This is a genomic window from uncultured Paraglaciecola sp., assembly GCF_943787955.1.
Lineage (GTDB): Bacteria > Pseudomonadota > Gammaproteobacteria > Enterobacterales > Alteromonadaceae > Paraglaciecola.
In genome coordinates, this window is sequence record NZ_CALSOK010000014.1 from 131,184 (window position 1) to 142,428 (window position 11,245).

Annotated in this window: 11 protein-coding genes; 3 read left to right on the forward strand and 8 right to left on the reverse strand. The window is 40.1% G+C overall.

Features of this window, described 5'->3' with window-relative positions; translation table 11 throughout:
* The first annotated feature begins 14 nt into the window (after positions 1 to 14).
* On the forward strand, positions 15 to 1,274 hold the full coding sequence (murA, locus tag Q0Y52_RS14215) for a UDP-N-acetylglucosamine 1-carboxyvinyltransferase (RefSeq protein ID WP_297822637.1): 1,260 nt from the start codon (positions 15 to 17) through the stop codon (positions 1,272 to 1,274).
* Positions 1,275 to 1,296: 22 nt separating this feature from the next.
* On the opposite strand, the gene Q0Y52_RS14220 is transcribed toward murA, so the two are convergent.
* The 3 genes from Q0Y52_RS14220 to Q0Y52_RS14230 form a co-directional block, all read right to left on the reverse strand.
* Positions 1,297 to 2,304: a trypsin-like peptidase domain-containing protein gene (locus Q0Y52_RS14220; RefSeq protein ID WP_297822639.1), complete on the reverse strand. Its 1,008-nt coding sequence runs from the start codon at positions 2,302 to 2,304 to the stop codon at positions 1,297 to 1,299.
* Between the two features lie 152 nt (positions 2,305 to 2,456).
* Complete coding sequence (locus Q0Y52_RS14225; protein ID WP_297822641.1) at positions 2,457 to 3,821, reverse strand: DegQ family serine endoprotease; 1,365 nt, start codon at positions 3,819 to 3,821, stop codon at positions 2,457 to 2,459.
* Positions 3,822 to 3,887: 66 nt separating this feature from the next.
* Entirely contained in the window at positions 3,888 to 4,325 is a 438-nt protein-coding gene (locus Q0Y52_RS14230; RefSeq protein ID WP_297822642.1) for a DUF1043 family protein, read from the reverse strand.
* A gap of 185 nt (positions 4,326 to 4,510) precedes the next feature.
* Here Q0Y52_RS14230 and zapE point away from each other — a divergent pair, with 185 nt between their 5' ends.
* Complete coding sequence (zapE, locus tag Q0Y52_RS14235; protein WP_297822644.1) at positions 4,511 to 5,617, forward strand: cell division protein ZapE; 1,107 nt, start codon at positions 4,511 to 4,513, stop codon at positions 5,615 to 5,617.
* A 113-nt stretch (positions 5,618 to 5,730) separates the two neighbouring features.
* Entirely contained in the window at positions 5,731 to 6,453 is a 723-nt protein-coding gene (locus tag Q0Y52_RS14240) for a YebC/PmpR family DNA-binding transcriptional regulator (protein ID WP_297822646.1), read from the forward strand.
* A gap of 54 nt (positions 6,454 to 6,507) precedes the next feature.
* Here the strand turns inward: Q0Y52_RS14240 and Q0Y52_RS14245 are convergent, their stop codons facing one another.
* The 5 genes from Q0Y52_RS14245 to Q0Y52_RS14265 form a co-directional block, all read right to left on the reverse strand.
* A complete protein-coding gene (locus Q0Y52_RS14245; protein ID WP_297822648.1) occupies positions 6,508 to 7,680 on the reverse strand; it encodes an ABC transporter permease in 1,173 nt (390 codons plus the stop codon).
* Positions 7,680 to 8,597, reverse strand: a complete 918-nt coding sequence (locus tag Q0Y52_RS14250; protein ID WP_297822650.1) for an ATP-binding cassette domain-containing protein — start codon at positions 8,595 to 8,597, stop codon at positions 7,680 to 7,682. The genes Q0Y52_RS14245 and Q0Y52_RS14250 overlap by 1 nt, the downstream gene beginning before the upstream one ends.
* Positions 8,598 to 8,696: 99 nt before the next feature.
* On the reverse strand, positions 8,697 to 9,716 hold the full coding sequence (locus Q0Y52_RS14255; protein ID WP_297822652.1) for a 5'-methylthioadenosine/S-adenosylhomocysteine nucleosidase: 1,020 nt from the start codon (positions 9,714 to 9,716) through the stop codon (positions 8,697 to 8,699).
* 182 nt (positions 9,717 to 9,898) lie between these two features.
* Positions 9,899 to 10,453, reverse strand: coding sequence for a GTP cyclohydrolase I FolE (folE, locus tag Q0Y52_RS14260; RefSeq protein WP_297822654.1), 555 nt, complete (start codon positions 10,451 to 10,453; stop codon positions 9,899 to 9,901).
* 360 nt (positions 10,454 to 10,813) lie between these two features.
* Positions 10,814 to 11,242, reverse strand: a complete 429-nt coding sequence (locus Q0Y52_RS14265; RefSeq protein WP_297822656.1) for a CopD family protein — start codon at positions 11,240 to 11,242, stop codon at positions 10,814 to 10,816.
* Positions 11,243 to 11,245: the final 3 nt, after the last annotated feature.

The window sequence follows — 11,245 nt, forward strand, 5'->3', positions numbered from 1 at the left end:
AATAGAGTGCATCTATGAACAAATTAATTATCAAAGCTTGCCCGCCGCTAAATGGAATTGTGACCATTTCAGGCGCCAAAAATGCTGCATTGCCTATTCTGATGTCAAGCATACTGGCAGGCTCTACTTGTTATTTTGACAATGTTCCTGAGCTCAGAGATATACACACCAGTTTATCTTTGTTAAGTGAGTTAGGTGCTAACGCTTATCGCCAAGATGGTCAATCTGTAGTAATTGACCCGAGTCCTATACATAATTTTAATGCTTCTTACGAATTAGTCAAAACCATGCGCGCATCCATCTTAGTGCTTGGGCCACTTTTGGCTAAATTTGGTCAGGCAAATGTGTCTTTACCTGGAGGTTGTGCTATAGGCGCTCGCCCGGTAAATTTGCACCTGCAGGGTCTTGAACAGATGGGCGCTAAAATTGATGTAGATAATGGTTACATCAGAGCCTCTGTGAATGGAAAGTTACAAGGTGCTCACATATTTATGGATGTGGTTAGCGTTGGTGCTACAGAAAATTTGATGATGGCTGCGTGTTTAGCTCAGGGCGAAACTATTCTTGAAAATGCGGCAAAAGAACCAGAGATTGTTGATTTAGCTCATTGTCTAAATGCTATGGGTGCTAAAGTAATAAATGCTGGAAGTGATAAAATTATTATTCAGGGAGTTGAGTCTTTATCAGGGGGGCGTTATCGTGTATTGCCAGACAGAATCGAAACAGGCACGTTTTTAATTGCTGCAGCCGTAACCGGGGGCAGGGTTCGCTGTGAAAAAGCTGCACCAAAAACACTTGAAGCAGTACTCGATAAATTGTCTAAAGCTGGGGCTAAATTAACGGTTGGTGACGATTGGATCGAGTTGGATATGACAGATAGAAAACTTATCAGTGTTGATATTCAAACAGCCCCACACCCTGGATTTCCAACTGATATGCAAGCGCAATTTGTTGCGCTTAATTGTTTGGCTGAGGGAACAAGTGTGGTGACAGAAAATATTTTTGAAAACCGTTTTATGCATGTACCCGAATTGCAGCGAATGGGCGCCGATATATCGTTGCAAGCCAATAGTGCAGTCTGCAATGGCAAGTCGAACTTGAGAGGTGCTCAAGTAATGGCGACTGACCTAAGGGCTTCGGCGAGTTTGGTGATTGCAGGGTTGGTGGCAGAAGGGCTAACCACAGTAGATCGCATTTACCATTTAGACCGTGGTTATGAACATATTGAAAGAAAGTTAAACGGCCTAGGTGCTAACATCAGACGTGTTTGCTGATTACAAAACAGTCTACTGGCTATTACTGCAATTCAGCCACTATCATGTCTAACTTCAGAATTGCCCCCTCTCTGTTTACTTCAAAAGAAACGGAGTTTCCTGGCGTAGTATCTGCAATGTAATCCAAAGTGTCACGAATATTAATGGCCGGAATAGTGTTAACGGATAAGATAAGATCATTAACTTGTAAGCCACCCAATTCAGCTGGACTTCCTTGAACCACAGATGTCACGATGATCCCCGCGCTTGTTGGTCCAGCCTGTTGACCTACAAAACCTAATGCTCCTCGAGTAACCTTGCCAGTTGCGATGATTTCAAGCATGACTTTTTTAGCCAAATTGTAAGGTACAGCAAAAGACACACCATCTACCGATTCAACACGATTTCGACTGATACGAGTTTTAAAATTAGCATTATTGATACCTATCAAAAAGCCTTTACTGTCTATTAGTGCTCCGCCAGAGTTACCCTCGTTTAATGCCGCGTCTGTCTGAATGTAATCAAAATAATTATTTAGCTCGTTGTTACTAATCCGGCTAACAATTCCTTTTGTCACTGTTTGTCCTAAGTTGTAAGGATTACCTAAGGCTAAGACTACGTCTCCTACTAGAGTGTTAGGATCATTCAGTTGGGGAATGGGATGTAGGTTTTCTATTGATATGTTGAGTACCGCTAAATCTGTTATAGGATCATAACCGACAATTTGAGCTTCTTCGAGTCTTCCATCTTGTAATCCTACTAAAATCAGCTTGGCATTTGCAATAACGTGATAACAGGTCAGGATATAGCCATTCGAGGTCATAATTACGCCAGAACCAAGACTTGTTCGTTCGATTGGCTTTCGACGATTATAACCACTTCTTTCGATGCTTTGACTATAGATGTTAACTACTGCAGGACCTGCTGCGTTAACCGCTGGATTAAAACTATGTCTTTGTGAGCTTTCTTGCTCAGTGAATAAGGTTAGTGGCAGACCACTACCAGTGCGTAAATCGGGGACAAGCAGCAAAATGACCGAGGAAATGATCATGCCTATAAGGATGGATTTTAGAAAGAAAGGTAAAGATTTTAGCACGAGCGATATTAAATTTTTTCTACGACAGGTATCAAAATAATAACATTGATATCATTACGTTGATAGCGTTACTCGGTCAGAATACCGCTACCAGTCGTTAGATATTATTAACGGATCACTAGATACAAAGAAGAAATGCCGCGTTTAACATTGAGCGCAATGACGCCTTTTGCCTCTTCTAGTTCAGTGCGTAATTGAACTAGGTTATCCACTTTTTTTCGGTTGATACCGATTATCACGTCACCATCTTTTAAGCCAATACGACTCGCTGGAGAGCGTGGCCCAATACCTGAAACAACTACACCGTTATCACCTTGTTCAGATTTACCGTTGGTTAAGGTAGCTCCCTCTAAAGCTGGATGTATTTCTTTGGCAACCACCACATTTTGGGTTGCATCACCTAGTACAACATTTAATTTTTCACGTTTGCCTTTGCGAAGCACTGTTAATTCAAGCTTAGCGCCTGCACCACTACTGGCTACTTTGGCTCTTAATTCTTGGAAACTCGCTACGGCTCTATTATTAATTTCTGTAATAATATCTCCAGCCTGAATTCCTCCTTTATCGGCCGCTGAGTCTGGCGAAACTTCACTGACAAATGCGCCCTGATTGACATCTAGGTTCATAGCATCTGCCAAGCCAGAATCGATGTCTTGACCCATGATGCCGAGTAAACCACGGCGTACTTCACCAAATTCTATTATCTGGTCGACTAAACTTTTCATCATATTACTAGGTATGGCAAAACCAATGCCAACATTGCCACCATTCGGTCCAAAGATAGCAGTATTAATCCCTACTAATTCACCTCTTAGACTCACTAAGGCCCCGCCAGAGTTTCCTCGATTAATCGCCGCATCAGTTTGAATAAAGTTCTCGTATCCACCAATGTTCAAACCTGATCGTCCAAGCGCGCTAACGATACCTGAAGTGACGGTTTGATTCAGACCAAATGGGTTACCAATCGCGACCACAAAATCACCTACTCTCAATTCGTCTGAATCAGACAGAGGCATAGCAATCAAAGCATCAGGATCAATTTTTAACAACGCAATATCACTTTGATCATCTGAGCCTAATTTTTTGGCTTTGAATTCACGACCATCAGTTAGCTTAACAGTAATATCATCAGCGTTATCCACTACATGATTATTTGTCACCACATAGCCTTTATTTGCATCGATAATAACGCCCGAACCTAATCCTTTAAATGGTCTTTCTTGAACTTGTTCCTCTGTTCCACCAAAAAAATGCTTAAACATTTCTGGAACACGTTGACGAGAAACTTGAGTGCCTTCTACAGAAATGCTGACAATTGCCGGTGTGGCCTTGTCTAGCATTGGCGCGAGACTAGGTATCTGATTATTATCGCTTGAAAAAAAAGGTATTGCCGCGCTAGACACCAAGCTGACTGACATGCTGGCAGTCACTACACAACAAGCAACTAAAAAACGATTGACTACTTTTCTCATTGGTTATCATCTCCGATATCTATGTTTAAAACAGTTTAAAGACTATCTTAGTCACGAAAAAGTTCATTATTTACTGTCTTTAATGGGGGCTTCTTTACTGCCCGAAAACAAACCTGAGCTTTGTGAAGAGAAATCTAATGGTTGTATGTCTGCACTAGATTTTTCACGCACAGGCTTGGTACTTTTATTACGTAAATAAGCCGTCGTATGTTCGCCAAAGTAACTTATTGAAGTGCCTTCTAATCCATTCTGCTGGCTGCTTAGTAGTTCCTCATAATCTTCAATCTGCTTTTTTAACGAGGCGGATTGTGCGATTAAGCTTTCTGCAATTTGCTTGGTTTCTTGAATATGAACAGCTGCTTGCTGGCTCATTAATTCTTGAACTGTTTGCTGACTTTCGGTTTTACCTGATGTCTGCTGTTCTTTTTCGCTGACAAATCTTGCAACAAAAAAACCTATAACTCCGCCAACTAATAACAACAATAATCCTATAAACCAATCCATAACGTCTCCTATTTCTTTACTTATTTCTGCCCATTTGGTTCACTACTGTTTAATAAAAATATAGAGTATTGACCATGAGCAAGCACGGTATATTTGTTATTATACGCCCAGCATTTTTAATGCGGTCATTTTATTTGTATTCAAGTGTTAAAAACACACATAAGTAAAAGGAAAAACATCACAGAATGATTGAGTTTACACCATGGCAAAAATATCAAAGTGATCTGCAAGATCCTGAATTTCTCTATGATGCCGCTCAGGAAAATGCGGTAAAGGAATTACAGCGGCTTTATGACGAATTAACTCATCCTGAGAAAAAACTAACTTGGCGAGTAAAGTTGCAGAGCAAGTTTGGCAAGGGGATGCGTAAACCTAGTATTCAGGGTATATATTTTTGGGGTGGGGTAGGACGGGGTAAAACATATCTGGTTGACACTTTTTTTGAATGTTTGCCCTTTAAAAGAAAGTTGCGTATTCATTTTCATCGTTTTATGCATCGTGTGCACCAAGAACTTAAATCCCTGGAAGGTCAACCTGATCCTTTAAAAACCATAGGCAAAATTTTTGCCAAAGAGACAAAAGTGATTTGTTTTGATGAGTTTTTTGTTTCTGATATTACAGATGCAATGATTTTAGGTACCTTGATGGAAGAACTTTTTGGTCATGGGATAGTGTTAGTGGCTACTTCAAACATAGAACCTGACAACCTTTATCGTAATGGTTTGCAACGAGCCAGGTTTTTACCTGCGATTGAGTTGATAAATCAAAATACGCGCATTGTGAATGTGGATAGTGGAGTAGATTATCGCCTGAGAACCCTAGAGCAGGCAGAAATTTTTCATTTTCCATTAGATAATCAAGCTAATGAAAATTTACATAAATATTTTATACAGCTAGCACCCGAACTAGGCATTGAGAATCAAAAAATTAAAGTAGAAGGGCGATTGATCCCAACATTGCATTATGCGGACGGGGTTGTCATGTTTGAGTTTCGGGATATTTGTGATGGGCCCAGAAGTCAAACCGACTATATCGAATTAAGTCGTCTTTATCACACAGTATTGATTGCTAATGTAGAGCAAATGGGACAAACAACAGATGATATTGCCCGGCGTTTTATTGCTATGGTGGACGAGTTTTATGAACGTAATGTTAAGTTGATCATGTCAGCTGAGGTGTCTATGGAAATACTTTATTTAGATGGCCCACTTAATTTTGAATTTAGACGCTGCTTAAGTAGGTTAAAAGAAATGCAGTCACATGATTACCTTGCAGCGCAACATGTTCCTTAACTGCAGTATAGGTTGTTGAATAGATTTTGTTATCTGGCATGAATATCGGTAAAATCTTTAACGCTAAATCTAATCGGGCCAGTCGCTCGACATTATTAGAAGAGAATACATAAATGGGTAGAAAGTTTGAAGTGCGTAAAATCTCCATGGCAAAAACCGCTGGAGCAAAAACCAAAGTCTATTCCAAGTACGGCAAAGAAATTTATGTTGTTGCCAAAAATGGTGGCGTAGACCCTCAAGCAAACTTGGCTTTGCGTAGGCTGATTGAAAAGGCCAAAAAAGACCAAGTACCTAGTCACGTTATTGACAAAGCGATTGATAAAGCCGCAGGGGGGGCAGGTGAGGACTATGTGCCTGCTCGTTATGAAGGGTTTGGTCCTGGTGGATGTATGGTGATTGTTGACTGTCTAACCGACAACAATAATCGCACTATCACTGATGTGCGAAATTGTTTCACAAAGACAGGCGCTAAATTGGGTGTTGAGGGTTCAGTAGGACATGTGTTTGATCACCAAGCGGTGTTTGCCTTTAAAGGTGATGATGAAGATGCAGTACTCGAAATTTTAATGGAAGCTGACGTTGATGTAACCGAAGTAGAGTGTGAAGAAGGAGTCGTAACTGTTTATGCGCCTCACACGGAATACAATAATACACGAACAGCCCTAACCGATGACTGTCCTGATATCGAATTTGATGCTGATGAAATTACCTTTATCCCTCAGACCGAGTCTGTTGTGAGTGGAGATGATGTTGCTACGTTTGACAAATTTATGGATATGTTAGAAGACTGTGACGATGTACAGCACGTATATCACAATGCAGTTGTTGAACGTTAAATTATGCCATCATCATTAAAAAGCTGAGCTTATGCTCAGCTTTTTTCAGAATTACTATGGATTACTTTTTAACATACTGCGCCAAATATCTGCCCAATCTGGCTCCTTACCAAACAAGGTGATGTTGGCTCTGAATACGCGAGTAGCAAATAAACGTACGTAGTACACGCCTGCCATCAAAAACACCAACGATAAACCGACTTGCCAGACTGGTACACTCATTGAAGCAATACGCATAGGCATAAAGCTGATAGAGGTAAGAGGCACTAAAGATAATACTGTGGCCACCTGCCCATTGGGTTCTCCCATCACAATAAACACCAACATAACGGGTAACATGGGTAGTAGCATCAACCCAGTTTTCCCTGAGTGATTAGGGTCATCTATGGTCGCAGCAAAACCAACAAATACATAATTCCAAAATAACACACCTGTGACACAAAAAATTAAAATCTGTATCATTACTGTGGCTGACACATTCATAGTTTCGCTACCACCGTCTGAAAAAACGGCGACGCCAGTAAACACAATTGCCATCACAAAACATGTGGTCAACAAGCTTTTAATACTCGACAGACACAGGCCTAATGCTTTGCCGTCGACCCATTCTTGATGGCTTATACAGGTGAGTAATTGTTCGGTAATACGGTGTTGTTTTTCTTGTGTCACCGAGGTGAGTGATAAACCAAAGCTAGTAAAAACTGCCATCGCACTTAAAATGGCTGCAAGCAGTCCAAGCACTTTTACACTGCTGCCCACCACTTCTTCTGCTTGATTTACAAACGTCATGGATATCGGGTTCTGTAATTTTTTTAATTGTTCCGGGCTAATGTCCATCGCCCTTAACAATATATCTTTTTGTTCAGCAACCAATGCTTGTTCTAATTCTTGTTGCCAAACACTTTGCTGAGCAATATACAGAGTAAACTCGTCTGACTGATCAACCTTTAATATACCATCCAGCGATAATTCAGCTATCTTCTCGAATAGTTGTTGCTCTTCGACGCTAGTATCTAGTGAAGACAACACAAATTTACTGTTTAGCTCAGTCTGTAACTGACCTATAACGGCTATATTAATGGTTTTCTGGGTACTTGATTGGCTCCACATCTGCACAGCAAAAATTGCTGCATAGATTAATAACATTAAAAAATAGCCTATTAGTTCCTGTTTCCATTTAAAGTTGCGCATAAATTCCCAACGCGCAACCAATAGCACCTTATCCATTATGTGGCTCCTTTGACACTGTCAATGTAGATGTCATGTAAACTGGGTTGTTCAGTTTGTAAACTTTCAATTTGATGCTCGGTTAACATACTTTGTAAAAACTGAGGAACATGGCATGACGGCGCCAAAGTAAATTGAATGGTATGGGTATCAATACTGATAACTTGGATGATTTGCTCGGTCAGTAAAAAGGATTCAATGTTGACTGGATCACTAAATGTCACCGTTAAATTGGTGCCTAGTTGCGCGGCTTGGCGAATATCTTTAATTGAACCATATAGCGTTGCCTTACCTTTATTCATCAACATAAACCTGTCGGCTAACTTTTCAACTAAGGACATTTGATGGGCGCTGAGAATAATAGTGGTCCCTTGTTGCCTTAACAACTGCAGAAATGATATGACTTTTTCTTGGTTAATGGGATCTAAACCGGAAAAAGGTTCGTCAAGAAAGACGATTTTGGGTCGGTGAATGATGGCACTGATCAATTGCACTTTTTGTTGATTACCTTTGGATAGGGTCTTCAGTTGGTCTTTTTGTCGTTCTGCTAAATCGAAGCTGGTTAGCCACATGTTGGCCTGCTCTGATGCATCTGCTCTTGTCATCCCTTTTAACTGCCCCATGTAAACTAGGGTGTCTTGAATGTTGCTCTCTTGATATAGGCCTCGTTCTTCAGGCAAATACCCAAAGTCGCCACTGACTAATTTGGGTATCTTTTGACCTTCAATATCTGTAAATGAAATCACTCCAGTATCAGGATAGGTCAAGCCGATTAACATACGAATTGTAGATGATTTACCTGCACCGTTAGGTCCAAGTAAAGCGAAAATCTCTCCCGATTTTACTTCAAAAGATAAATCATCCACGGCGAGTACTTCAGCGTATTGTTTTCTAATCTGTTTGACTGATAATTGCACACCCTCTCCTTTTTAATCACACAGCTATTTTTATATCAGCTTACCCTTTGTGAAATTCCCTATATCAGCTTAATTGTTTCAAAAAATATTATTGGCCAGTTATTGGGCTAATTGTGTTGCAACAATTTGATCAAGCAGGCCAATCATTAATTTCGTGCCTGTACCTGAAGCAATACCATCAAACACATTTTCAACATTTTTGCCGTGTTGCCCGCCAGCTAAATCACTAATAGAACGAATAATTACCCAGTCTACATTATTAACAAAACATACTTGTCCAACAGCAGCTGATTCCATTTCAGTCACCTCGGCACTGTACACCCGTTGTAACCAATTACGGTATTCTGCGTTATCAAGAAATACTGAACCGGTGACACCATTACCGCCCACTTTGATTTGAATAGGTTTCCCTGAAGGCATATTGATTGGACTCACGGCTTTAACCGCTTTTTTAGCCAAATCGATTAATTCAGGCGTGGCGCTAAAATAGGGCATTTGCTTAGGTTTATCCCAGCCCTGTTTAACTATTGTCATTTCTTCTGGATGAATATAGCCATAGTTTTCATAAGCGGGTGAATGTGGGTCTTGTTCGCGTCTTTCTTTGTATCTTTGAAGCGCGTTTTCATAATAGTCGGGTAATACAAAGCTGCCGGCCTTTTTGGGATCAGGATTGACATATACGGACTCATCATGAAAATACCAACGTTCTGGTACTGAGATGTCACCCGGCTGAAAATCAGGATTGACAGCACCGGCAATACCCATCATTACCACTCGGTCAATAGGGAAATAATCCAGTGCCATCTGCATCGTCATAGCCGCATTAGGCACACTGATACCTGTAGTAAATATTACCACTGGCTCGCCTTTGTAAGAGCCCAGTTGGTATTTGACCCCCCTGATGGTAAGCGTTTGATTGATTTGGGCATCAGCCAGTTGACTGAATGCTTCATCAATCGCTTTAATTTCTGGGGCGTAGGCGGCAACAATCGCGGTCCATTTATTTTCATCTGTAAACTCTTTTGGCCCATAAGCGTTAATATCTTTTGCAAAAGAGCTGTTTGCAATTAGTAAGGAGCTAGAGATAAGAAGAAAATAGATGCTGATTTTATTTAACATAATAACATTACTCTTATATGAATGTGTTTCCGCACTATAAAAGTGCAAAGGAATAGTAGGAAATGGCCAAGTCGGAATTATTTACCGTAATTGCACCAAATTAGTGAGATTTTTTATCTCAGGCGTTTAAATATAGGAAGTTCATGCCATTAGTTGTATGACTGCACTAACTCGCTAAATAATTATTTACCTATTAAGCGTAGAAACTCGTTTCTGGTTGCATCAGATGTGCGCATGGAGCCCAGCATTACTGAGGTGATCATCGATGCGTTTTGCTTTTGAACACCGCGCATCATCATACACATGTGTTTGCCTTCCATTATAACCCCTACACCTGATGCCCCCGTTACTTTCTGCACTGCATCGGCAATTTGTTTGGTTAAGCCTTCTTGGATTTGTAAACGTCTTGCATACATATCTACAATTCGAGCAAACTTTGATAGTCCCAACACTTTACCATTAGGTAGATACGCAATATGACAACGACCTATAAAGGGTAAAATGTGATGTTCGCACAACGAGTAGAACTCAATGTCTTGGATGATGACCATTTCATCAGTATCTGCTTCGAAAATAGCTCCATTTACAACACCATCTAAATCTTTTTGATAGCCATCAGTTAAAAACTGCATGGCTTTGGCCGCACGTTTTGGCGTATCGACCAGTCCACCACGACTCACGTCTTCCCCTATGATTGAAAGAATATCTGTGTAGCAACCGGCTAATTTATCTGACATGTATTTTGACTCTTCGAAAAGTAGAATGAATTGAATATGAGCATATGATATCGAGGTAACTCATTATTAGGTCTCCGATGATAACATTTTCTTAGGATAGGATTAAATACTGCCGTCATATTTATGTCTGTTGAATAAATAACTGATTTGAAGCTTTTTGTTGTTGTTGTATTAATAGTCGAATTTCTAATCTGTGGTATTTGGGTCAGTTTTAGCTTCCTCGTAGGCTTGAGTGTAATCTTCAGATCTTGGTTATTGTTTAAATACTAAATAAGTTTTATCTGCTGTTACTTAAGCGCTGTTGGTTGACATCCATGTCGATTTTCTTGAGTTTCATAGGTTATAGGTCATAGATCGTGCTCAAAAATATTTTACAGTCGCTAAGACAATAATAGCCAAGACAAGAAGGACAGGCGCTTCATTTAAAAAACGGTAGAAGCGTGAAGAATGAGTGTTTTCATCTTTGGAAAATTTCTGCACTAATACAAATAAATAGCCATGGTATACATATAAAACTGTCACTAAGGAAAGTTTAATATGTAACCATTTGGCCGCTACGAACCAATCCTTTCCATACAAATTTATTAACCATACGCCAAACACCAAGGTCAATACGGCAAAAGGCGTGACAAAGAACCACAGCCGCTTTTCCATTATCTTGAACTGTTCTTTCACTGCTTGAACATCTGACTGAGCATGATAAACCATCAATCTAGGCAAATAAAACAAGCCCGACATCCAAGCAACCATAAAAAATACGTGTAGGGCTTTTATCCAAAGTAAAGTCATTGT